Origin of the sequence: Pseudomonas sp. fls2-241-TYG-175, assembly GCF_030209155.1 — a bacterium.
In the GTDB taxonomy this organism is placed as follows: domain Bacteria; phylum Pseudomonadota; class Gammaproteobacteria; order Pseudomonadales; family Pseudomonadaceae; genus Aquipseudomonas; species Aquipseudomonas viridiflava.
In genome coordinates this window covers 30,134-53,801 of the sequence record NZ_JARVSO010000013.1, presented here as the reverse complement: position 1 = coordinate 53,801, position 23,668 = coordinate 30,134, and the positions used below count along the sequence as shown (strand labels likewise).

Annotated in this window: 22 protein-coding genes; 9 read left to right on the top strand and 13 right to left on the bottom strand. The window is 61.2% G+C overall.

From position 1 onward, the window contains the following. Positions 1-214: 214 nt before the first annotated feature. Complete coding sequence (locus tag QRN20_RS10680) at positions 215-1,870, top strand: response regulator (RefSeq protein WP_257118831.1); 1,656 nt, start codon at positions 215-217, stop codon at positions 1,868-1,870. A 14-nt stretch (positions 1,871-1,884) separates the two neighbouring features. Here QRN20_RS10680 and QRN20_RS10675 read toward each other — a convergent pair whose 3' ends face one another. Together QRN20_RS10675 and QRN20_RS10670 are read right to left on the bottom strand one after the other, a co-directional pair. Continuing rightward, positions 1,885-2,673 carry a response regulator transcription factor gene (locus QRN20_RS10675; protein ID WP_122605521.1) on the bottom strand — a complete coding sequence of 263 codons (789 nt, stop codon included), beginning with the start codon at positions 2,671-2,673 and terminating at the stop codon, positions 1,885-1,887. 152 nt (positions 2,674-2,825) lie between these two features. Then, positions 2,826-3,296, bottom strand: coding sequence for a prepilin peptidase (locus QRN20_RS10670; RefSeq protein ID WP_122605523.1), 471 nt, complete (start codon positions 3,294-3,296; stop codon positions 2,826-2,828). 75 nt (positions 3,297-3,371) lie between these two features. On the opposite strand from QRN20_RS10670, the gene QRN20_RS10665 reads away from it, so the two are divergent. Both QRN20_RS10665 and QRN20_RS10660 read left to right on the top strand, forming a co-directional pair. After that, positions 3,372-3,827: a TadE/TadG family type IV pilus assembly protein gene (locus tag QRN20_RS10665; RefSeq protein WP_069143469.1), complete on the top strand. Its 456-nt coding sequence runs from the start codon at positions 3,372-3,374 to the stop codon at positions 3,825-3,827. Beyond that, entirely contained in the window at positions 3,817-6,585 is a 2,769-nt protein-coding gene (locus QRN20_RS10660; protein ID WP_163003885.1) for a PAS domain-containing sensor histidine kinase, read from the top strand. Before QRN20_RS10665 ends, QRN20_RS10660 begins: the two co-directional genes overlap by 11 nt. Here the strand turns inward: QRN20_RS10660 and QRN20_RS10655 are convergent. The 7 genes from QRN20_RS10655 to QRN20_RS10625 form a co-directional block, all read right to left on the bottom strand. Next, positions 6,582-8,618, bottom strand: coding sequence for a pilus assembly protein TadG-related protein (locus tag QRN20_RS10655; protein WP_122605525.1), 2,037 nt, complete (start codon positions 8,616-8,618; stop codon positions 6,582-6,584). The two genes, QRN20_RS10660 and QRN20_RS10655, sit on opposite strands and share 4 nt — an antisense overlap. A gap of 173 nt (positions 8,619-8,791) precedes the next feature. Continuing rightward, positions 8,792-9,355: a DUF4136 domain-containing protein gene (locus QRN20_RS10650; protein WP_004882942.1), complete on the bottom strand. Its 564-nt coding sequence runs from the start codon at positions 9,353-9,355 to the stop codon at positions 8,792-8,794. A 19-nt stretch (positions 9,356-9,374) separates the two neighbouring features. Beyond that, complete coding sequence (locus QRN20_RS10645; RefSeq protein ID WP_029243981.1) at positions 9,375-9,998, bottom strand: DUF4136 domain-containing protein; 624 nt, start codon at positions 9,996-9,998, stop codon at positions 9,375-9,377. Between the two features lie 19 nt (positions 9,999-10,017). Then, a complete protein-coding gene (locus QRN20_RS10640) occupies positions 10,018-10,767 on the bottom strand; it encodes a methyltransferase domain-containing protein (RefSeq protein WP_122412373.1) in 750 nt (249 codons plus the stop codon). After that, positions 10,764-11,069 (bottom strand): MazG-like family protein, encoded by a 306-nt coding sequence (locus QRN20_RS10635; protein ID WP_004882945.1) that lies wholly within the window; start codon positions 11,067-11,069, stop codon positions 10,764-10,766. The genes QRN20_RS10640 and QRN20_RS10635 overlap by 4 nt, the downstream gene beginning before the upstream one ends. Before the next feature lie 413 nt (positions 11,070-11,482). Continuing rightward, positions 11,483-12,340, bottom strand: coding sequence for a MaoC family dehydratase (locus QRN20_RS10630; RefSeq protein WP_058431555.1), 858 nt, complete (start codon positions 12,338-12,340; stop codon positions 11,483-11,485). Positions 12,341-12,370: 30 nt separating this feature from the next. Next, a complete protein-coding gene (locus tag QRN20_RS10625; RefSeq protein WP_058431554.1) occupies positions 12,371-13,726 on the bottom strand; it encodes a 3-oxoacyl-ACP reductase in 1,356 nt (451 codons plus the stop codon). A gap of 109 nt (positions 13,727-13,835) precedes the next feature. On the opposite strand from QRN20_RS10625, the gene QRN20_RS10620 reads away from it, so the two are divergent. From QRN20_RS10620 to QRN20_RS10610, 3 genes are all read left to right on the top strand, one after another. Next, positions 13,836-15,113, top strand: a complete 1,278-nt coding sequence (locus tag QRN20_RS10620) for an acetyl-CoA C-acetyltransferase (RefSeq protein WP_058431553.1) — start codon at positions 13,836-13,838, stop codon at positions 15,111-15,113. Between the two features lie 104 nt (positions 15,114-15,217). After that, on the top strand, positions 15,218-15,496 hold the full coding sequence (locus QRN20_RS10615; RefSeq protein ID WP_004882949.1) for a hypothetical protein: 279 nt from the start codon (positions 15,218-15,220) through the stop codon (positions 15,494-15,496). A 34-nt stretch (positions 15,497-15,530) separates the two neighbouring features. Next, complete coding sequence (locus QRN20_RS10610; RefSeq protein WP_122570232.1) at positions 15,531-16,982, top strand: DUF726 domain-containing protein; 1,452 nt, start codon at positions 15,531-15,533, stop codon at positions 16,980-16,982. A 7-nt stretch (positions 16,983-16,989) separates the two neighbouring features. Here the strand turns inward: QRN20_RS10610 and QRN20_RS10605 are convergent, their stop codons facing one another. After that, complete coding sequence (locus QRN20_RS10605; RefSeq protein ID WP_029243976.1) at positions 16,990-18,018, bottom strand: bile acid:sodium symporter family protein; 1,029 nt, start codon at positions 18,016-18,018, stop codon at positions 16,990-16,992. Positions 18,019-18,103: 85 nt separating this feature from the next. Here QRN20_RS10605 and QRN20_RS10600 point away from each other — a divergent pair, with 85 nt between their 5' ends. Both QRN20_RS10600 and QRN20_RS10595 read left to right on the top strand, forming a co-directional pair. Further along, the gene (locus tag QRN20_RS10600; protein WP_122412376.1) at positions 18,104-18,907 is read left to right on the top strand and encodes an AraC family transcriptional regulator; all 804 of its coding nucleotides are present in this window, start codon (positions 18,104-18,106) and stop codon (positions 18,905-18,907) included. A gap of 209 nt (positions 18,908-19,116) precedes the next feature. Then, positions 19,117-20,013, top strand: a complete 897-nt coding sequence (locus QRN20_RS10595; protein ID WP_004882953.1) for a PA4780 family RIO1-like protein kinase — start codon at positions 19,117-19,119, stop codon at positions 20,011-20,013. Positions 20,014-20,149: 136 nt separating this feature from the next. Here the strand turns inward: QRN20_RS10595 and cueR are convergent, their stop codons facing one another. The 3 genes from cueR to QRN20_RS10580 form a co-directional block, all read right to left on the bottom strand. Continuing rightward, the gene (cueR, locus tag QRN20_RS10590; protein ID WP_029243974.1) at positions 20,150-20,551 is read right to left on the bottom strand and encodes a Cu(I)-responsive transcriptional regulator; all 402 of its coding nucleotides are present in this window, start codon (positions 20,549-20,551) and stop codon (positions 20,150-20,152) included. Next, the gene (locus QRN20_RS10585; protein ID WP_122605527.1) at positions 20,548-22,746 is read right to left on the bottom strand and encodes a heavy metal translocating P-type ATPase; all 2,199 of its coding nucleotides are present in this window, start codon (positions 22,744-22,746) and stop codon (positions 20,548-20,550) included. Before QRN20_RS10585 ends, cueR begins: the two co-directional genes overlap by 4 nt. A gap of 69 nt (positions 22,747-22,815) precedes the next feature. Continuing rightward, positions 22,816-23,196 carry a hypothetical protein gene (locus QRN20_RS10580; RefSeq protein WP_058431548.1) on the bottom strand — a complete coding sequence of 127 codons (381 nt, stop codon included), beginning with the start codon at positions 23,194-23,196 and terminating at the stop codon, positions 22,816-22,818. 145 nt (positions 23,197-23,341) lie between these two features. On the opposite strand from QRN20_RS10580, the gene QRN20_RS10575 reads away from it, so the two are divergent. After that, positions 23,342-23,539 carry a heavy-metal-associated domain-containing protein gene (locus QRN20_RS10575; protein ID WP_029243972.1) on the top strand — a complete coding sequence of 66 codons (198 nt, stop codon included), beginning with the start codon at positions 23,342-23,344 and terminating at the stop codon, positions 23,537-23,539. Positions 23,540-23,668: the final 129 nt, after the last annotated feature.

Here is a 23,668-nt window from a genome sequence, read left to right as displayed (position 1 = left end):
AACTGTGCGCGGCCTGCGAAGACCCTGTATCAGGGCCTCGGCAGACGGCAAAAACCAGCGATAGCTATTGGCTATACAGGGATAGTTATACGTAATGGCATAGCGCCATATATTTGTTGTCAAATAAGTGACTTGCGGCACTCAGGTGTCGTATCGAAGGTGCTAGCATAGCGCCATCAACCGTTTCGCTCTGCGAACCTAAAGTAGCCTTGATATGAACGAGCCCGAAGATCCCAGCCGTGATCGCTTGAAGCACCATTTTGCCCAACGGGTCATTCATCAGGCACGTCAGATTCTTGAAACCTGGCAACGGCTGCAGAAGTCCGAATGGTCGGCCGGCGACATGGCTGAACTGAAGGATTCGACCTTGCGTCTGTTGCGCTTTGCCGAGCGTTTCGAGCAGACCGAGCACATTGCTCTGGCTCAGGATATCGACGAAGCGCTCAGTGCGGTCGAGGCCAATCGGGGCCGGCTGAACAGCAGCGCCATTACCGAGCTCAATCGCCTGATGCAGCGCCTGTCGCGCACAGGCCTGCGCCATGGCGACCGTCTGGAGCAGACGTCGCTGCCGCCGTTGCGCAAGCCGGTTTATGTGGTGCTTCAGGACCATGAGCGGGCAGAGCGGCTGGCCAAGCAACTGGAGTTCTTCGGCCTGTCCGCGCTGTCGTTGTACAGCGTGTCGGAGTTTCAGACGGCCATGACCCAGCGCCATCCGGCTGCCATTGTCATGGACGTCGATTTCAGTGGGCCCGGTCAGGGCTTGAGGCTGGCGTCCCAGGTTCAGGAAGGGCTCGAGCAAAAGCTGCCGCTGCTGTTCTTCAGTATCAATGAAACCGACACCCCGACCCGGCTCGCTGCCGTGCGTGCCGGTGGCCAGGAGTTTCTGACCGGCGCGCTGGAGGCGTCGAGCCTGCTGGAAAAGATCGAAATCCTGACCTGCGTGGCGCAGTACGAGCCCTATAAAGTGCTGATTATCGACGATTCACGGGCACAGGCAACGCACACCGAGCGTGTGCTCAACGCGGCGGGCATTGTCACGCGTACCTTGCTCGACCCGATTCAGGCGATGGGCGAACTGGCCGAATTCCAGCCCGACCTGATCATCCTCGACATGTACATGCCCGGCTGCACGGGCACTGAGTTGGCCAAGGTCATTCGCCACAACGATCGTTACGTCAGCGTGCCGATCATTTATCTGTCCGCCGAAGATGATCAGGACAAGCAACTGGACGCCATGAGTGAAGGCGGGGACGACTTCCTGACCAAGCCGATCAAGCCGCGTCACCTGATCACCACCGTGCGCAACCGCGCTGCCCGCGCCCGTAATCTGAAGGCGCGCATGGTGCGCGACAGCCTGACGGGTCTCTATAACCACACGCATATTTTGCAATTGCTGGAAGACTGCAGCTTTCGTTCGCGTCGCGAAGGCAAGCCGCTGTGCTTCGCGATGCTCGATATCGACCATTTCAAGAAGGTCAACGACAGCCACGGACATCCCATGGGTGACCGGGTGATCAAGAGTCTGGCGCTGTTTCTCAAGCAAAGGTTGCGCAAGACCGATTTCATCGGGCGTTACGGGGGCGAGGAATTTGCCATCGTCATGCCGGACACGGATATCCAGAGCGCTCACCAGGTGCTGGAGGAAATCCGCCATCGTTTCGCGGAAATCCATTATCCGGCGCAGCCTGCCGATCTGTTCTGTACGTTCAGTGCGGGTGTGGTTTCGCTCGGGCTGCATGATGACAGCCTGAGTCTGGCCGCCCAGGCCGACAGCGCGCTGTACCGCGCCAAGCATGCCGGTCGCAATCAGGTGCACTCGGCGCTGGTGGATGCGCCGTATCACGTCATGCTTCCTGAAACCGAAACCTGATGCCCTCCAGCCGGTCAGGTCACGCTGGCGCGCTGCCGTACACCCGCACTGCCGGGTGAAAGGGCCAGCGCCAGTTGCGTACGGTTGTGCATGCGTGTCAGACGCAGGACCTGAGAGACATAGAGTTTGACGGTGTTTTCAGTGATGCCCAGCTCGCAGGCAATCTGATAGTTGGTCTGGCCCGTGCCGACCAGCCTTGCGACGTCCAGCTGGCGTGGCGACAACCCGGCAAAGATATCCGGCATCCGTGGCTCTTCGTTTAAGGCAGATTCAGCTTTTCTTTCAATCGATGACCCGGCTCGGGTCTGATCGAGATTCTGGTAGAGGTCGTCAATGGATGCGGCCAGGTACTGAAGCTTTTCGTTTAGCAGCCCCAACTGATGGAGGTTTCGCTGGCGCTCGCCCAGTGCCTCGACCTGAAGCTGCACACCTTCCAGCACCTCGTCCAGATTGACGGGTTTTTGATAGTAATCCGCGATCCCGGCACGCAACGCTTTGATGACGTCCTTCTTCTCGGCCTTGCCGGTGAGCATGATGGCCTCGAACAGGTGCTTCCTGCCGCCCGCACGCTTCATCGCTTCGACCATCTCGATGCCGTTCATGCCCGGCATGTCCAGATCGCACAGCACGATCCCGACAGTGTCGTCCTGATTGAATTGCTCCATGGCCTGCGTACTGGAAACGCAAGGCACGCAGTGATAACCGCTGTTTTCGAGAAACTCACACAGCTCTTCGACCACAGCAGGCTGGTCATCCACGACCAATATTTTTACCGACGAGTACTTGTTCACCTGCGACTCCATGCTAATCGGCAACAGTGGAAAACTGGAGCCTGAATCCATTCAGCAGAATTGAGTGTGGTTGCGGCAGACGCTGTTTAAATAAAGGGTCGCGCCTGTCAATAGACCCTAGTCGTACTTTGTGACTATGTACATGGCAATAGAGCACTCTTTGATCAATGGATAATTAATACCGTTAACAAAAGTCCGATCAATAAAAACGGTGAGAAAGGATATTTATTTGTCGCCTGCGGACCCACGTGCAAGTAACGGCGCGTAACGTGCTGGTTTACAAGGGGCCATAGCTGAGTGATCGACACACTCCAGAGTGCGATGGCAATGCCTGCGCCAATAAAGGTGCCCAACAGATACAGGCTGTCGGTCAGCAGTGCCAGTGCGGTCAGAAGTTTGACATCCCCGGCCCCCAGCCTGCCCAGCGCATAGCCCGGCAACGTCAGTGCCAGAGCGGTCAACGTCGCCCAGCCAGCCTCGTCCGGTGTCGCACCCAGCCATGTACGGCCACTGTACAACAGGTACCCGCACGCGACTAAAGCCACGCCCAGTGTCAGCCAGTTGGAAATTTTCCGTTGCCGCGCATCCTGTTCGGCGCACAGGCCGAACCATACAAGTAGAAAAAATAAATCCATTCGGTAAAAAGCGTCCTGTTTTCCTGAAAGAAACTATGCTCATGTGAAGTCGTGAGTGTCAGAGTAGACGTTGACATGAAAACCACCCCGCATCTTTCCTCCCCACACAGGCAACGGGGCGCCGCCGCTATCGAGTTTGCGGCAGTGTTCGTAGCCTTTTTCGCGGTGTTCTATGGTGTCGTAAGTTACAGCCTGCCACTGTTGATGGTGCAGTCTTTCAATGCGGCTGCCAGTGAGGCGGTGCGTCGCAGCGTGGCGCTGAGTCCGACGGCGGTCAATTACAACCAGTTGATTGTCAGCCAGGCCGAGACGGTGGTCATGAACCAGTTGTCATGGATGCCCGCTTCACTGGGGTTCAGCAATGCCCATGTGCGGGTGACCTACACAGCGGGTGTGCTGACGGCCAACATCAGTTATCCGAAATCCAGACTGGCGCAGGTCCTGCCCTTTCTGACCCTGCCGGGTGTCGGCGAAATACCCCGTCTGCCCAATAACCTTTCTGCCCAAGCGAGCCTGCAACTTGTCCCTTGAGAAAAGCCGTCTGAGTCGCTGGCTGGGCCGTGCCGATGCGCCTCCGGCCCCGCAAACCCTATCCTTGAATACTGAGCCCGATCCCATCGGCGCCGATCTGTACCTGTTGCTGGATGATGACGGGCGGGTACAGAGCATCAGTGCTCATCTGGCTTCGAGGCTGGGTATCGCGGCACCCATGGCTGAATCACAGCGCCTGATGAGTCTGCTGTTGCCCAACAGCGCGCTGGTGATCGAGGGTGTGCCGCAGGAATGGTTGGGGCATATGCTCGATCTGGACTTCAAGAGTGCCGATGCCCACATCCTGCACGCACGCGGCTGGGTTCAGGCGCACGGCAAGGAATGGCTGCTGCAACTGCTCGACATCAGTGACCTGATGGAGGAGGCCAGCGCTGCGCGCAGCCGCCAGCAATGCCTGCGCGTGGCCGGGCAGATCGCCGAGCGTGTGCGTGTGTGCCACGTTGACCGGCTCAAGGCAGTCGTCACCGAGCAGCTCGAAGAGCTTGCACAGCTCTGGCGCATCCCCTGTGTAGCGCTGGTCCTGCCTGAAGCGGGTGGCGCTGGCTGGCGGGTTTATTGTCAGTACAACGCCCACACGGCGCCCGAATTGTGGCAGGCCGGTCAGCGTCTGGGCAGTGCACTGGACACCCTTGACGCCAACGTCACGCATCAGTTGTCGTTCGGCATGGGTTCGCCTTCCTCATCGCTGCAGAGTGCGTTCGCCAATGCCGACGGCTTTCTGATGCCGCACAGCCGTGAAGGCGTGGCCAGGGCCTGGCTGTTGTTCGGTTTCTACGATGCCGGGCAACAGGCACCTGACCTGGGTGAGCGGGAATGGCTGAACCTGTGTTCTGCCCTGGCCGGGCCGGTGCTGTTCAGGCTTTCGGAACAGCATAACCGGCATCACGTCGAGCGGCTGGCCGTACTCCAGGACCTGCTGGGCACCGGCTGGTGGGAATTGCTGCCCGGCACGGACGAGATTCTGCTGGCACCACAACTTGCGCGCAGCCTGCGCCTGGGTGATCGGGTCGAAAGCCTGTCGCGTCAGGACTGGCTGGCGCTGATTCATCCGGCGGACCGTCAGGAACTGACCAGCCGCCTGACCCAGTTGCGTGACAAAGGCACGCCCGTGCTGCTGTGTGTGCGTCTGGCGCAGGCCGATCCCGCTCAGGAAACCCTCTGGTTCCGGATTCAGGGCCAGGCGTTGATCAGCGGGCAGGTGCAGCGTGTGCTGGGTTTCATGCTCGACGTCAGCGACATCAAGAACCAGGAGACCGATGCGGCGGCCGCGCACAAGCGGCTGGATAACCTGATCGCCAGCTCACCCGCCGTGATCTACGTGCAGCGCTATGACCAGGGCAATCTTGAGCCCAGTTTTTTCAGCGACAGCCTGACGCCGTTGCTGGGCTGGACCCTGGCCGAGTGCGTCGAGGGCCAGCTTGCCGAATATATTCATCCCGAAGACCGCGATATCTGGTTCGAGCGCAGTCGCCAGCTGTTGCGTGAAGGGTTCGTCAGCCGTCGCTATCGACTGCGCGGCAAGGACGGCAGTTACCACTGGCTACTGGACGAGGCCCGCCTGCTGCGTGACGACCTCGGCATGCCAGTCGAGGCGGTCGGGTTATGGCTGGATGTGACCGAGGCCACGCTGGCGGCCGAACAGGTGCGCAAGAGCGAGGAGCGCTACCGGATTCTGGTCGAGGACTCGCCCGCGATGATCTGTCGCTACACGCCGGATCTGGTGCTCAGCTTCGGTAACAAACCGCTGGCCAGTTATATGGAATGCACGCCTGAGCAGCTGACCGGTATCAATCTGGGCGACTGGATGTCCGACGAGCAGCGTGAAGCGTTCATCCGCCGTATCGGCCAGCTCACGCCTGAAGAGCCGATGAGCACGGAGGAAATCTGCATTGAATTGCCCGGCCGCGAATACGCCTGGTGGATCTGGGCGGACCGAGGGGTTTTCGATGAGCAGGGCAGGCTGATCGAGATTCAGGCCGTGGGCCGCGACAACACGGACGTGCGCCGCTCTCGCATGCAACTGAATCAGAGCGCCAAGATGGCCACGCTGGGTGAAATGTCGACCGGGCTGGCCCACGAGATCAATCAGCCGCTGAATGTCATGCGTATGGCGGTGGTCAATGTGTTGAAGCGGCTGGGCAGGGGTGATGTGGACATCGAATACCTCACCGAAAAGCTCAACCGCATCGACACGCAGGTGCAGCGCGCTGCACGGGTGGTCGACCACATGCGCGTGTTCGGGCGGCGCTCGGAAATCGAAGAGCAACTGTTCGATCCGGCCCAAGCAGTGGAAGGCACCGTGTCGATGCTGGCCGAGGGCATGAAAGGCAAGGGCGTGCAGCTGCGCATCGGTGAGATGAGCGCGCCGGTGCAGGTGCGCGGGCATGTCGATCAACTGGAGCAGGTGCTGATCAACCTGATGGTCAACGCCCGCGATGCCTTGCTCTCACGGCGCGAAAACGACCGCGAGTTCGAGCCGTGGATCAGTGTCGAGGTCGAGCGCGATGAAAACATCATCCGGCTCGTGGTACAGGACAATGGCGGCGGTATCGACCCGCGCTTGCTGGAGCGGATTTTCGAGCCGTTCTTCACGACCAAGCCAGTCGGTGTCGGCACCGGGCTGGGTTTATCGGTCAGCTACGGTATCGTCGATCAGATGGGTGGCCAGTTGAGCGTCAGCAACGTGGGCGAAGGCGCACGGTTTCGCGTCGAACTGCCGATCTTCAACGCCGGTTAGATCACCAGATAGGCCTGGCCGAAATTGCAGCTCAGATTGGCGCCCACATCGGCGGGCGCCAATGTCACGCCAAGGGACGCCAGCAGCGGGTCCACCATTGAGGTCAGCAAGGGCTTTAGGGTGTTCTCGACGATGACATCCAGTGCGCTGGTCAGGCTATTCAGCAGAGTGGCCGCGCCGGTGATCACATTGCCCAGCGTGGTGCTCGTCGCGGGTTTGTAGACATCAACCTTGACCCCTGAAACCACGCCATTGAGCACGGTGCTGGGTTTGACCGACGTCGTGTTGGTCAGAAAGTAGGGCGGGCTGTTGATCTCGGGCAGGTTCGGCGAGCTGAATGTTGTGTTGGTAGCGGCAGCGGTGCCCAGTGGAGACTGGCTGACCGTGTCGAAGCTGAGGCCTATGCCGCCGGCGCCGAAGGGCGTGCGGGGGCCGCAACCGTCCTGCAAGGGCAATCCCAGTAACTTTTTGCATATCTGAGTGCCGATATCGATGACAGGTAGCGGTATTGCCGTTACGGCGGAGGGATCGGTGCTGGCCGGGAAAGCGGAAGCGCTGGGTATCTGGCCCAGCTTGGCGGTGACCAGCGTGGCGTCGGTATGGACGTCCAGAGTCTTGATGGTATTGCTGGTGCAGGTATAGCCGGTGATGTAGCTGTCGGCGCTGGCCAGCGAGAGACTGAGGTCTATTTTGGGGCCGGTAGCAGGAGTGCCGCTATCCAGAAACCTCGCATCCGAGACCAGGCAGCCTGTAATCGCCAGCAGACAGGTCGTCGAGGTCACTACGCCCGCCACATTCAGATTCAAGGCACTGTTGAGCAGTGGCGTCAGGCTGCCCACCACCGAGCCTGCGGTGTTGGCCAGTGACGTGATCGTGCCCAGTACCGGCAGGTTGATCGATACCAGCGCACGCATCTGCGCTGTCCTTACATAGATGCGATTGGCACCGGTTTTGGGGTTGAGCGGGTCGATCTTGCCGGGATCGCCGATGGCGGACAGTTGCGGCGGTTCGATGACCTGAATGCGCGTCGTCACCTGAGCCAGTCCCGGGATATTGATCTGCACGGGGGCTGAAATGCCGTTCTTGTCATTGGCCAGTTGCGCCAGACCCTGCACCAGATCCAGCAGCCGCAGACTGGTGTTCAGTGCTGCGATATCGGCGCTGCCCTGCACGGCCAGCAAGTCACCGAGCAAAACCGTTGTAGCGCCGGCCGCTGCCTTGATGGCCTGCAGGCCCGCGATGGTTGCGGTGGCGTTCAATGTGCCGTTGGGGTCCAGCACGTTGATGGCGCTCTGCATCAACTGACTGATGGAAACCGTGGTGTTGAGCACTTGGGTGTAACCGACGGCGGTCAGGTTCAGGTCGAGTTTGAGTCTGTTCAGGTAATTGAGCAGGCTCAGGTCGGTGTTGACGAGCCCCTGCCAGTTGGCGACACCCAGGTTCAGTGTCCCACCCAGCAGCCCTCCGACGATCGGGTTGAGCACCGCTGCCTTGGCGCTATCGATTGTCATGGCTGCACTGCGAATGGTCAGTGAGGCCAGCGGAGAGGCGCTGGCCGCGACGGCGGTGGCGCTGAGCTGAATGTCGGGCGAATCGGGCGTACTGTCGAACAGTGCAGCGATGCCAGCGGCGATGCTGCGCGGTACAGGATGGCTGACGACCACCTGAATCGCCTGTGATTGTGTGGCGTCGGCGGTAAACACCCTGCGACTTTCGGTGTTCACCGATAACGTGCCGCACGTGGCAACCAGCGTACGGCCATCGCTGCCCGGCGTGAATCCGTTGCGTATGGCGCTCTGAGTGGCATAGCTGGCAGCGCTCGCGCCTGTCATGCATGTTCCCTTGCGCCCGGCCGCTTCCAGCGCCGCGACGTCGGCGATTCGTTGCAGGGAGCGTTTTTCCATGTACAGCCTGCCGCTGTCGATGACCATCAGCGTGCACAACAACGCCAGCACCAGCGTCAGCGCCGCCATCAGGCCAATTGCACCGCGCTGCCGATCCTGCGTCGCGACGTAACGATTCAGGGGAGACATCAGCACTCCTTCGGCATCGCCGTCGCTCACTCACCTGTTGTCAGGGAGTGTAGTCAACGCGATGAAGGTGTGCTGGCGTATGCACATCAAGGCGGCATCCGCTGATCAAATACAGATGCCAGCCCTCATACTGATCGTTCCTCACGCGATGGGCACGATCAGTGGTGAGGCGGTCAGCGCGGCGGGTACTGCTCCAGGATTTTCGCAACGGTCGCGCGGACGGCGGTTTCGCGGTCGGTCGGGTTGCCTGCGTTGTCGCTGAGGATGCGCTCGGTGCTGCCGCGCCAGACCAGCTTGCCGTCCTTGCCATCGAACAGGTCGATCTGCAGGGTCGAGACCTTGTAGTCCACACTGCGGGTTTCGGTGTTCATCGGTGCGCCCCAGTAGCCGTAGCCGCCCCACGGGCCCCAGCCGCCGCCATAATTGGTGCTGACCAGTTGCTGGCGGTTCTCGACAATCAGCCAGGCCTGAACCTTCAGGTCCGCATGCCCTCCGGCAGGCGCCATGCGCAGGCCGCGCTGGTCCAGCTGATCGCTGATGGACTGACGGATGCGCTGCTCGGTCAGGTCGCTTTTGAGGCGTGGATCATCGGGCTGATACTGAACGCCGGGCTCCTTCCAGCTCCAGCTGCGATAGCCGCCGAAGTCCCGCTGGGCGTCGAAATCACGATTGACCTGATTGTTCTGACACGCAGTGATCAGCAGCAGGCACGACAACAACACAAGGCGGCGAAACATGGCAGTGCTCCGAAAGGGGTTACCGTGGGGGATATTCGGTCAGTGCCTGTTGCACGGCCTGACGTAACGCTTTGCTGCGGTCTGACAGATCATTGCCACTGCGCGCGTCGGCGCTGGTGCTCCAGACCGGTTGGCCGGTACGGGCGTCGAACAGATTGATCTGCACCACCATCACGCGCTCCTGGTAGGTGCGCACCACCGGCACGCTGGCGTAACCGCCATAGCCCGGGCCGTAGCCGCGCCGGTAGCCGTCGTAACCCAGGCCGCCGCCATAATACGGATCGTAATCCTCACGCACCTGTCGCAGGCGTGTTTCCTGACGGGTTGCCGCGCTGACATACAGATCGGCTGGTTTGTTGCGTGCAGGGCGCAGCCCGCGCTGGTCCAGACCGGTACTCACGGCTTCAGCGACCTGCGCCGAGTCCATCCAGGCGGTGCCGGGCGGCAACTGACCATTGAGCCAAGCCCAGCTTTGATAGCGTCCGTAATCGCGGGTCGGAGCAGGGTAGGCGCTCAGGTCCAGCGTCTGCGCCGCCTGAGGCGGCGCAGGTGGGATCGGCATTGAGCTGGCGACGTACGGATTGTTGCTCTGGCAGGCGCTGGTTGCCAGAAACAGAACGATCAAGGCGAGACGGTGCTTCATGATGTTCTCCGCAAAAAGATCAGATCGGGCGGCAAATCCAGTGCAGATAACGACCCAGACCTGCAAACGCCGGATGGCGTCGGTGTGCCAGTTCCATTTCCAAAAGTCCCGTCAGCTCAACCCTGGCCTGAAACTCGACCGGCATGTAGTCGTGGAACACACGCACGCCGCTCTGGTTTTCGACTCGCCACTGTCCTTCAAGTTGCGTCGCCAGTTCCCGCGGGTCGAGTGGCTGCTGCGGCGTGAGGCTCTGTTTTTCACCGGCCATGTCATTCTTGCGCATTTTGCGAAAGTGACCCTTGAGCAGGTTGCGATAGATCAGCGCATCGCGGTTGTAGAACGCCAGCGACAGCCAGCCATCCGCTTTGGTGAGCTGATGCAGCACCGGCAGGATGGTGTGCGGCTCGGCCAGCCACTCCAGCACAGCGTGACAAATCACCAGATCGTAAGTATCGGTCAGCAGTTCGGGCAGCGCCTGCCAGGGTGCCTGGATGAAGGTCGCCGTCTGTCCGGCTTCGGCGAAGCGCTGACGAGCGCCTTCGAGCATCGGTTGGGCCGGTTCGGCCAATGTCACCTCATGACCGCGCTCGGCCAGCCACAACGACATGTGACCCAGGCCTGCGCCGATGTCCAGCACGCGCAGTGGTCGTTCGGGTAACGCTTCTTCCAGATCCGCCTGCAGCACCGCCAGACGAATCGCGCCTTTGGCACCGCCGTAGATCTTTTCCGCAAAACGGGTGGCCAGTTGATCGAAATGGCGATCGCTCACTTGGCGAATCTCCGCTCGCTGTCAGCCAGCTTGCTGCGCACCACTTCATCCATGTCCAGCCCTAGTTCGCTGCACAAAAGCAGCAGATAAAGGACGATGTCGCCTACTTCCTGCCCGGCGTGGGCCAGTTGTTCAGGCGACAGCTCGCGGGACTGGTCTTCGCGCAGCCACTGGAAGATTTCCACCAGCTCAGACATTTCCACGCTCGCGGCCATGGCCAGGTTCTTGGGGCTGTGAAATTGTTTCCAGTCGTTCTGGTCACGGATGCGGTGCAGCCGCTGGGTCAATTCGTCGAGGTTCATCATGCTCTCCTGAAGGCGCATAGCTTCAGGCGGAACCGGCTGGCAGGCAAGTAGGCTTTTGGGTTTGTTCAGCCTGCATGAGGAATAGACTGAAGGAACGCTATCTGTGGGAAGGGGCTTGCCCGCGAAAGACTAGACGCGGTATTTCAGGAACATCGCGTCATCGTTCATCGCCCGCAAGCCGCCTCTTATCAAACAACCTGTAAGCCACTGAAGGAATTGGATTTTGTGGGAGCGGACCGGGCGGCGTTCCGTTTGTCCGCGAATGCTGTAGTTCAGCCGATGAATGTTCGTCGAATGTACAGGCCTTTTCGCGGACAAGTCCGCTCCCACTGAGTTTGATGCGCGACAGCGCTACGTCGAAGACGTGGTGGGGCCTCCCACAGTTTGATCCTGGACAGCAGGGAGCCTGTTCACTCCACGGCAGGCTGCCAACTGCCGACCATGTGAACCAGGTCCGGCTGACCTTCCAGGCGTAGCTGCCCATGAGACCCTGCCGCGCTGGCGAAAAGTTTCACGTCGCCGGGCAGGCGCACGGGCTTCTGGAACTGCACGGTGATGTCCACGTTGGACGCAGGCAAATGATCATCCAGCGCGGCTAGCGCGCGTGCCTTGAGCCACATGCCGTGGGCAATGGCGCGTGGGAAGCCGAACAGTTTGGCGCTCGGTGCGCTCAGGTGAATCGGGTTGTAGTCGCCGGACACCCGCGCATAGTCGCGTCCAATGTGCGACGAGGCCTGCCAGCTCGCGTGCTCGATCACAGGCAGATAAGCCGGCTCGATGTGTTCGTCCATCTCGCCGTCAAGCCTGACCCCTGTGCACAGCATGGTGCTGTCTTCTTCCCAGAGCAGACCGACGCTGTCTTCGATATGCGTCACCAGCGTGAAGGTCACGCCTTTGCGGTGCGGACGCAGGTCGGTGGCCTGCACGCTGACGTACAGCTGGCTGATGCCGCCGAGCGGCCGATGAATGCTGATCCGGTTGGCGATGTGCACCAGTCCCATCAAGGGGAACGGAAAGTCCTTGGAAGTCATCAACTGCATCTGCAACGGAAACGCCAGCACATGGGGATAAGTCGGCGGCAGCAGACTGCTTTCCTGAAACCCGCAGACCTTGCGATAGGCCTCAAGCTTGTCGGCGTCCACCGAGACCCAGCTGCGCAAGCCCAGGTCGGGCAGTTGCGTGCCCGTGACCTTGCGGCGCAGGGCTGCCTGAAAGAACAGATTCGGCAGCGGCTGCAGCGCATTCAGATAGAGCCAGTGAGCAGTCATCATCCTTCTCCTTGAACTCAATGCGGGGTGTTACGCCCCGATCACGTTTTGACCACAGACGCGCAATACCTGGCCGCTGACCGAGCCGCTGCCCGGCTGGCTGAACCAGGCCACGGCTTCGGCGACGTCCTGTGGGAGACCGCCCTGACCGAGTGAACTCATGCGTCGCCCGGCTTCACGCAGGGTGAAGGGCATCTGGGCGGTCATTCGGGTTTCGATGAAGCCCGGTGCAACGGCATTGATGCTGATGCCGCGTGCCTTGAGTCCGGGTGCCATCGCCCGGGCGTAGCCAATCAGACCGGCCTTGCTGGTGGTGTAGTTGGTCTGTCCGCGAGTACCGGCGATGCCGTTGATCGAGGCCATGAGGATTACCCGCGCGTCGTCGTTGAGCGCGCCGTGGTCCAGCAAGGTCTGTGTCAGCACCTGCGGGGCATTGAGGTTGACGGCCAGCACCGAGTCCCAGAAGTCCTCAGGCATGTTGGCCAGGGTCTTGTCACGGGTGATGCCAGCGTTGTGCACCAGAATGTCGATGCCGCCCTGAAGGTGTTCCAGCAACTGCCCAGGCGCATCCGCAGCGCAGATGTCCAGCGCAAGTGCCTGCCCACCGAGGCGTGAGGCCAGGGCTTCCAGATCCGAGCGGGCCTGCGGCACATCCAGCAGGATGACCTGAGCGCCGTCGCGGGTCAGGGTTTCGGCGATCGATGCGCCAATGCCCCTTGCAGCACCGGTCACCAATGCCTTGCGCCCGGCCAGCGGACGGCTCCAGTCCTGCACTTGCGAGGTGCAGGGTGTCAGGTGCAGAAACTGGCCGGAGATGAACGCGCTCTTGGGCGTCAGAAAAAAACGTAGCGCGCCTTCGAGTTGATCCTCGGCGCCTTCATCCACCTGCAGCAGTTTCACGGTAGAACCGTTGCGCAGCTCCTTACCCAATGAGCGGCTGAAGCCTTCTATCGCCTGTTGGGTGCTGGCCGCCAGTGGATCTTCAAGCGCTTGCGGGGACCGGGTGAGGATCACCACATGAGCGCAGGTGTCCAGGCAACGCAGCAGCGGTTGGAAGAAATCGCGCAACTGTCTGAGCTGATCGGTCCTTAGCAGCGTACTGGCATCAAACACCACGGCCTTGAGCCTTGGACCCTGATTGGAAACCCAGGCGGTTGCGCCCGGCATGTCACTGCCAAAGCTGTACAGCGAGTCGGTCAGACGATGGGCAAACCCGCGAACCTGATCGGCCAGCGGGCCTGCGCTGATCAGCAGTGTGCCTTCGATTGGCCGAAGGCGTCCGGCCTGCCAACGCTCCAGGCGTGTCGGAGTCGGCAGACCGACGGCTTTCACCAGGCGACGGCCTACGTCGGAGTTGGCGAAATCGATATAGCGATCTGACGGCATGGAACACTCTCCTCGGGTCGGGGTTCAAAGGAATGGACCACAGTCGAACGAAGTTTGTTCTTGCTCATCTACGCTGTTCATCCATCCGTTTGAAGAAAGGAAGTTTTCCATGACGCAGACTCGCCGGGTCGCCATCGTCGGTGGCAATCGCATTCCGTTCGCACGCTCCAACGGCCCGTATGCCACGGCCAGCAATCAGGACATGCTCACCGCAGCGCTGGAGGGCCTGATTGAACGCTTCAATCTGCACGGGCTGCGCATGGGCGAAGTGGTGGCCGGTGCGGTGCTCAAGCATTCCCGCGACTTCAACCTGACCCGCGAATGCGTGCTGGGCTCCCGGCTGTCGGCGCAAACCCCGGCCTATGATATTCAACAGGCCTGCGGCACGGGGCTCGAAGCGGCGTTGCTGGTGGCCAACAAGATCGCCCTGGGGCAGATCGAATGCGGCATTGCGGGTGGCGTGGACACCACGTCCGATGCACCGATCGGGGTCAACGAGGACCTGCGCAGCATTCTGTTGCAGGTCAATCGCAGCAAGAGCACGGGCGACAAGCTCAAGGCGCTGATGCAGTTGCGCCCGCACAACCTCAAGCCGGAGCTGCCGCGCAATGGCGAGCCGCGCACAGGCCTGTCGATGGGCCAGCATTGCGAACTGATGGCGCAGCACTGGGGCATCGAGCGCGCGCCTCAGGATCAGCTTGCTCTGGAAAGCCATCAAAAGATGGCCGCAGCCTACGCCGAGGGCTGGCAGGACGACCTGATGACGCCGTACCTGGGGCTTAATCGCGACAACAACCTGCGCCCCGATCTGACGCTTGAGAAGCTTGCGGGCCTCAAGTCAGCCTTCGAGCGCAGCGCCAAAGGCACCCTGACAGCGGGCAACTCCACGCCACTGACCGACGGCGCCTCGGTGGTGCTGTTGGCCAGCGAAGAATGGGCCAGGGAGCGCGGCCTGCCGGTACTGGCTTACTGGCGTGATGGAGAAGCGGCAGCCGTGGATTTCGTCAGAGGCGATGAAGGCCTGCTGATGGCGCCGGTCTACGCCGTGCCGCGCCTGCTGGCACGCAACGGTCTGACGCTTCAGGACTTCGATTACTACGAGATCCACGAAGCCTTTGCCGCTCAGGTGCTGTGCACGCTCAAAGCCTGGGAGGACGCCGATTACTGCAAGACGCGCCTGGGACTGGATGCGCCGCTGGGCTCCATTGATCGCAGCCGGATGAACGTCAAAGGCAGCTCGCTGGCTGCGGGTCACCCTTTCGCTGCGACCGGCGGACGTATTGTCGCCAACCTGGCCAAACTGCTGGACGCCGCAGGCAGCGGGCGCGGACTGATCTCTATCTGCGCAGCGGGCGGTCAGGGCGTCACGGCGATTCTGGAGCGCTAGAGACCTGTCGTCACGCCGATGGCAATAGACCGGGGTCGTCGGCATAATCGACGACTGCGGGGCTCACAGGTCCCGTACGGTTTTGCTGCACGGACGGGTGACGGATGGGACTCATTATTGGCGTGGCGGTACTCCTGATCCTGGTGGGTGCCTTGCTTTACCTGTTCGACAAGGGTTCCAGATCCCGCTGGCTGCGTCCTTACATCGGGCTGGTGCTGATCGGTCTGTTGATTGGCGGCATGGGGCTGTTGATCGGTCTGATTTCCGAAGACGTCGAAAGCTACTTCATTCTGGTCGCCAAGGTCGTCATCTCGCTGACCGGTGTGGCGTTCTGCCTGCGGCTGATCATGCTGATCGCCAAGCGATTCATTGTCAGAAATTGAACGGGAGCGCCACGGTCAGGCGAAACAGGACAACGTGGACAATCATTTCAAGTTTCTGACGCTGCCCAGACCTTCTGGCAGCGTTGCCAATATCTTCATCCATGGCTATTCGTCGGGACATGATCTCAACGACCGACGCCTGCTGGCCAACAGCATTCCGGCGGCGCTGCGTCAGCGTGTGAATATCCTCGCGTTTTGGCCGTCGAGCCATTTCACACAAATGGACAATCGCTCTCGTGGCCTTCTGGTGGCTGCCGCCCGCGTGCATCCGCTGGCCGGTGCCGCTGCGCTGGCGGGGGATCGCGCGTATCACTTTTCACGCATCCGCTCCCGCGCCGAAGCCATGGGCAAGGTGCTGCTGGCGCAACTGGACCGTTACCTGTTCGAACAGCATCCAGAGGTGACACGGGTCAACCTGATCGGCCATTCGCTGGGCGGACGGCTGCTGATCAGTGCGCTCAAGGGGCTGGACCGGCCACCCGAGCATGGCCTGGTGATCGGCGATGTGCTGCTCATGGCGGCGGCGGTGCGTGTTTCGGCGGACGACGCCAGGGTACTCAAACGGCGTATATCCGGGCGGTTGATCAACGCCTGGTCCAGCGAGGATCACGTGCTGTTGCTCAATCTGGGCGAGAAGAGCCTGGGGCGCGGACCGGTCGAGCACTTTGAAAACGTCTACATGCAGGGCTATCGCCACCACCATTACTGGAACCGTCTGCAGGAGGTGCTCATCGCGACCTGTTTCAGCGGCTGCGAAGGCATGGACCTGGACGATGTCGCGTTGCAACTGACGAATCAGGACCCGGTCCTGCAGGACATCTATCTGCATAGCGTGCTGGCCCGTTCGCCGGATTATCTGCTGGACGCGGCGATCAGGCACCTGCGCACCAGTCGCTGGACGCACCTCAAGGACTCGGACGAAGACCGCACCTACGCCTTCGTCCGCGAATTTCAGCTGGTCGCCGGGCACTGCGTGGTCAATGCGGCGCGCCGTCACGGCATCTCGTACACCCGCGTGCTCGGCATGTTGGCGCGGCAATACGATCTGGGTGAGGCGTTACATCAGTGCGCCACCGTGGTCGAAGTCGAAGAGTTGTTGCTCAGGACTTTCTTCCGGCATGCCTTCACCAAAGCGCACCCGCTGGCTGAAATGCCGATCGCCAGTGTCAAGGCCATGCCGTGGGACGTGTATGCCCGGCATGTCGATACCCTGGCCGAGCGTCTGACGGTAGGGTCGATCTTCAAGCCTGCGAGCAATGAGGAGCTGCCCACTGAGTCGGCGAGCCGTTCAGTCGCCACCCTTGAACCGCCCGAGCGTCAGCCCGGTTCGTTGAAAGGGTTGCTGGCGGCGATTCGTCAGGCGCCAGTTCAACGGGTGTTTACGCGCTTCAGCACGGCACTCAAGCCGGGTTATTCCGCGCTGATCCCGACCGTCGCCATTGTGTTCTATGCGCGCGTGACCCTCGACGATGACGCGCTGATGTAGCGCGCCCTCATGCGGCCCGCGCTTCCTCCAGCGCCGCTTCCGACAATTGCTGGCGATGACGGTTGGCGTAGTTCTCGGCGATGACCGAACAGACGATCAGCTGCATCGGGTGATAAATCATGATCGGCAGCAGAATCAGACCCAGCCCGGGATTGCTGCCGAAAATCAGTGCAGCCATCGGCGCACCGGCGGCCAGCGACTTTTTGGTCGCGCAGAACACCGCTGCCACCTTGTCCGCATGATCGAACTTCAGCAGGCGTGCAGTGCGGGTGGTCATCAGCAGGATGACTGCGAGCAGCACGGCGGTGCCGATAAAGGCGGTCAGGATCACGCTGTTGCCCTGGCTCTGCCACATCCCGGAAATCATCGAATTGCAGAAGGCGGCGTAGACCAGCAGCAGAATCACCAGCTTGTCGATGATGTTGGTGTACTTCTTGTGACGCGCAAAGAATTTGCCCAGCAACGGCCGCAGCAACTGGCCCAGCACCAGTGGCAGCAACAGCAGGGCGCTCAGTTTCAACAGCGTGTCACTCAGATCGATCCCGCCCGTACCGCTGCCGATTACCAGACTGACCAGCCACGGCGTAATGAAAATCCCCAGCACGCTGGACATGCTGGCGTTGAGAATGGCTGCCGGTACGTTACCGCCTGCGCTGCCGGTCAGGGCCACGGACGAAGAAATGGTCGAGGGCAGGGCGCACAGGTAGAAAAAACCCAGCATCAACAGCGCAGGCACATGCGAGCCCAGCAGCTTGTTGCAGGCCAGCCAGATGAGCGGGAACACCACGAAGGTGAACGCCTGAATCATCACGTGCAGTCGCCAGTTGCTCAGGCCCTTTTTGATCTGCTCGCTGGACAGGTTGACCCCGTGCAGGAAGAACACCACGAAGACGCCGATGTTGATGACGTATTCGGCATGCATGCTGCCGCCGGTCGCGCCAAACCGTGGGAAGAAGTACGCCAGCACCGTCGCCAGCACCATGCCCCAGAGGAACCAGTCGGTGGCGACACGCTTGAAGTGTTTGAGTGATTGCATGGAACGCTCGGATAACTTTTGTAAACAGGAATGTGCGCAGGCTACTCTGTCGGCCAATAGCCGTCTTGCGACATAAGGTCATAACATGCCTTCCAACGGACAGATTGACCGCCGCCCGCTTGAGGGGCAGCGACAGATACCGGCGCTGGATGATCTGCCGCGTCCTGTTTACGCGCGTGCCGAAAGCCTGGGCGCGGGCTCCTGGACACCGGCGCACCACCACGAGTGGGTGCAGTTTTCCTATGCCATCAGTGGCGTTCTGGGCGTGCATACCGCCGAGGGCAGCTTCTTCGCACCGCCGCAGTGGGGCGTGTGGATTCCGGCAGGTCTGGAGCATGAGGTGGTCACCTCCATGCGTGCTGAAATGCGCAGCCTGTACATCCGCCGTGAAGACTCGTGCTGGGCACCCGAGCGGTGCCGCGTGCTGGAGGTCACGCCGCTGGCGCGTGAGCTGATCAAGCGCTTCTGCCTGTTGCCTGCGACCTATCCCGAACACGACAGCCCTGAGTCGCGTCTGGTCCAGGTGCTGCTCGACCAGTTGTCGGATCTGCCGGAGGTTGGCTTCTCTTTGCCACTGCCTCGCCACGCTCGCCTGCTGGGGTTGTGCAACGAGCTGATCGAGGCGCCAGATCAGGTGATTTCCCTTCACGACTGGTCAGCACGCCTGGGCACCTCGGAGAAAACCCTGATGCGCCTGTTTCAGCGTGAAACGGGTCTGAGTTTTCGGGGCTGGCGTCAGCGGGCGCGGCTGTTGTCATCCCTGAATGCGCTGGAAGGGGGCAGCAGCGTGACCAGCGCTGCACTGGCCTGTGGCTACGATTCGACCTCCGCATTCATTGCCGCGTTCAAGGGATTGTTCGGTCACACGCCTGGCGAACTCTTCAAATAGCGCTGTCATTTTCAGGCATTACACGTTTTGCTGCGTATTATCTTTGCAGGGTCACGCGGCATGAAAGGTGCTTGAAACCGGGGCATTGCGTGAATTTTCGGCAATAATCCGCGCAATTCAAAAGACTTTCCCTCTACTCGCTGGCGGAGGATTGCCGTATAACGGCAACAATCGCGTATCTGGCCACAAAGGACCCACAATAAAAGCTGATGAAAACTCCTAAACGCATTGAACCCCTGATCGAAGACGGTCTGGTCGACGAGGTGCTGCGCCCACTCATGAGTGGTAAAGAGGCAGCTGTTTATGTGGTGCGCTGCGGCAAAGAGCTGCGGTGTGCCAAGGTTTACAAGGAGGCGAACAAACGCAGTTTCCGTCAGGCGGCCGAATATCAGGAAGGCCGCAAGGTACGCAACAGCCGACAGGCCCGGGCGATGGCCAAGGGTTCGAAGTTCGGCCGTAAAGAAACCGAAGACGCGTGGCAGAACGCTGAAGTGGCAGCGCTGTTCCGTCTGGCCAGTGCGGGCGTGCGAGTGCCCAAGCCGTATGACTTCCTTGAAGGCGTGCTGCTCATGGAACTGGTGGCCGACGAGTACGGCGATGCCGCGCCGCGTCTGAATGATGTGGTGCTGGAGCCGGATCAGGCGCGCGAATACCACGCGTTCCTTATCGAACAGATCGTGCTGATGCTGTGTGCCGGTCTGGTGCACGGTGACCTGTCCGAGTTCAACGTGCTGCTGGCGCCCAGCGGTCCGGTCATCATCGACCTGCCGCAGGCGGTGGATGCGGCGGGCAACAACCATGCGTTCAGCATGCTTGAACGTGACGTTGGCAACATGGCCCTGTATTTCGGTCGCTTTGCGCCGGAACTCAGAAACACCAAGTACGCCAAGGAGATGTGGTCGTATTACGAGGCCGGTACGTTATCGCCTGCCACCGTGTTGACCGGTGAATTCGACGAGCCGGAGGACGAAGCCGATGTGGGCGGCGTACTGCGCGAAATCGAAGCCGCCCGTCTGGACGAGGCCCGTCGCCAGGCCGCCCGCGCTGCCGACGATGCTCCACCGAGCAAATCCGCCGAAGAACCGCCACCGCCCTGGTTGCAGTGACAGAGCGCTCCGCGTCAGCCTCAAGGCTGACGCGGAACGTCCTGAGCGGCATTCCCACGCAGAGCGTAGGAACGATCATCACCCGACGCCGATCGTGCCCATCGTGGGCATGCAGCCCGTGACGCTCCGCGTCACCTCATGAACAACACCCGCCCGACGCCAGGTCCTTGAGGATCGGGCAGTCGGGGCGGTCGTTGCCCTGGCAGTGTTCCACCAGATCCTGAAGCGTGTCGCGCAGTCCGGCCAGTTCGTCGATCTTGCGGTTCAGCTCGACGATGTGCTGGCGGGCGAGGGCTTTGACGTCGGCGCTGGCGCGCTGGCGGTCCTGCCACAGGGTCAGCAGCTTGCCGACTTCTTCCAGTGAAAACCCCAGATCCCGCGAGCGCTTGATGAAGGCCAGGGTGTGCAGGTCTTCCGGGCTGTAAATCCGATAGCCGCTGTCGCTGCGATGCGCCGCCTGCAGCAGGCCGATGGATTCGTAATAACGGATCATCTTGGCGCTGAGGCCGCTTTTGCTTGCCGCTTGGCCGATGTTCATGGCGTTTCTCCCGGGTCTTTGGGTTTCCAGGTCTTGAGCAGCAGGGCATTGCTCACCACGCTCACGCTGGACAACGCCATGGCCGCCCCGGCGAGCACCGGGTTGAGATAGCCGAACGCTGCCAGGGGAATACCGATCAGGTTGTAGACAAAGGCCCAGAACAGGTTCTGACGGATCTTGGCGTAGGTGCGGCGGCTGATGTCCAGCGCAGCAGGCACAAGGCGCGGGTCGCCGCGCATCAACGTGATACCGGCGGCCTGCATGGCGACGTCGGTGCCGCTGCCCATCGCAATGCCGATGTCGGCGGCAGCCAGCGCGGGCGCATCGTTGATGCCGTCACCGACCATCGCCACCACGTTATGGCTTTTCAACTGCATGACGGTTGCCGATTTGTCGGCAGGCAGGACTTCAGCGTGCACGTCGTGAATGCCCAGCGCTTTGGCGACCGCCTGGGCGCTGCCGCGATTGTCGCCCGTCAGCAGGTGGCTGGTGATGCCGCGTGCATTGAGCTCACGCACGGCCTCGTCCGTGCCCGGCTTGAGCGAGTCCCCGAATGCAAACAGGCCGATGACGTGCGGATCGGGCGCCCGTTCGATCAGCCAGGACAACGTCCGCCCTTCAGCCTCCCAGATGCGCGCCGATTCCGCCAGATCGCCCATTGGCAGGCCGCTTTCTTCCAGCAGACGCCGATTGCCCAGCACCAGTTCGTGACCTTGAACCGTGCCGGCGATGCCTCGTCCGCTCAGCGCATGACTGTTCTCGATCTCGTCCAGCTTCAACTGCCATTCGTGACAGACATCCAGTACCGCCTTGGCCAAGGGATGCTCACTGCCACGCTGCAAGGCACCCGCTCGTTGCAGCAACTGTTCCTCATTGCCTTCCAGCGCAATCATGTTGGTGATCCGGGGCGTACCGGAGGTCAGCGTACCGGTCTTGTCGAAGACCACGGCCGTGACCTCGTGGGCACGCTCCAGCGCCTCGGCGTCCTTGATCAGAATGCCGTGGCGCGCCGCGACACCGGTGCCCGCCATGATCGCGGTCGGTGTGGCCAGACCCAGCGCACAGGGGCAGGCGATCACCAGCACGGTGACCGCATTGATCAGCGCCACTTCCAGCGAAGCGCCCGCCAACAGCCAGCCCGCGAGGGTGATAAAGGCGATCAGCAATACGACGGGTACGAATACCTGGCTGACCCGGTCGACCAGCCGCTGAATCGGTGCCTTGCCGGTCTGGGCGTCTTCGACCAGACGAATGATGCGCGCCAGAACCGTTTCCGAGCCCAGCGCCGTGGTCCTGACCAGCAACCGACCTTCGCCATTGATGGCCCCGCCGGTAACCCGGTCGCCGGGTTCTTTGGCCACTGGCAGGCTTTCGCCAGTGATCAGGGCTTCGTCAGCGTGGCTGTGGCCTTCGATGACATCGCCATCCACCGGGAAACGCTCTCCCGGTTTGACCAGCACCCGATCCTCTAGCTGCAGTTCGCTGATGGCTACCTCCTGCTCAATGCCGTCCACTACCCGCAAGGCCCGGTCCGGTCGTAGAGCTTCAAGGGCGCGAATTGCGCTGGCGGTCTGGCGCTTGGCGCGGCTCTCCAGGTACTTGCCGAGCAGCACCAGCGCGATGACCACGGCCGAGGCTTCGAAATACAGGTGCGGCGCGGTGCCCGGCGCAGCGGTCAGCCATTGATAGAGGCTCAGGCCATAACCGGCGCTGGTGCCAATGGCGACCAGCAAATCCATGTTGCCTGCGCCCGACCTGACGGCTTTCCAGGCGGCCACGTAAAAGCGCGCACCGAGAATGAACTGCACCGGTGTGGCCAGCGCGGCCTGCGCCCAGGCGGGCAGCATCCAGTGCACGCCCAGCGGCGACAGCAGCATTGGCACGACCAATGGCACTGCGAGCAGAATCGCCAGCAGCAACGCCCAGCGTTCGCGATGCAGCGTGTCAGCCTTGCGGTCGGCTTCGACGCGCTCGTCCTGCAACAGGGTCGCGCTGTAGCCGGCGTGGCTGACTGCGTTGATGAGGGTTTGCGGATCGGTCTGGGGCTGGACCTGCACGTGGGCGCGTTCGTTGGCCAGGTTGACCGTCACGCTATTGACTCCTGGCACCTTGGCCAGGGCACGCTCGACCCGGCCTGCGCAACTGGCGCAGGTCATGCCGCTGATGGGCAGGTCGAAGGTGAGGGTGTCTTGCATCTCTTTCACTCCCTGAGGCTGTGTGCCTGCAAGGATCAACCTTGCCACATGGGCAAGGTCAAGCGCGAATCAATAGTTGAGGTCGGCTTTCTTGAGGTACATGCCTTTGAGGCTGGTCGCGATGCGGTATTTGAGGATGTCCCCGGCGTGCATCTGGATAGTGGTGTTGGTCGGCGCTTCCAATCCCGGTTCACAGCCCACGATCTTGCCGGGCAGGGTGCGCAGGCGCACAGACACCGGGCCGGCCGGCAGGTTGAAAGACACCGAATCTTCCTGGAACAGTCGCCCGGCCAGTTGATCTTGAATGTAGATACCGATCTCACAGGAGGTCGCCACTTCCAGACGCTCCCGCGAGATGATCAGAATTCCGTAATCCTGGGCGGCCTGAACGGCGGGTGCGGTGGCGACCAGACCGAGAATGCTGAAGAGGCTGACTACTGACCAGCGCATTGCTGATACTCCTGATGTAAACGTCGATGAGTGAGCTTGGCTCACGACAACGCCGAACGCCAGCCCGGCAGACAATACAAAAACTTGACCTTGCCACGATGACAAGGTTGAAGATGCCCGTTATCCACTTTCAGAGGAGCATCACATGCAATTGTTCATTGTTCAGGGCATGACCTGCGGGCACTGTGTACGGGCTGTCACCCAGGCCATCAAGCATGAAGACCCAGCCGCCGAGGTGCAGGTCGAGCTGGCCAGCAAAGAGGTCAAGGTAGAGAGCACGTTGAGTGCCGAACACATCATCAGGCTGATGGGCGAAGAGGGTTATCAGGCGCAGCTGGCCTGACCTTGGTGACTGGAATGCACGTACATCTGCTTCTGACTGGAGGGGCGTGGGAGCCCTGGCAGATTAGGATGGCAACGACGGGCTGAGCAGCGGCCCCAGATTGCATCTGATACACCGCGTATTTTCGTT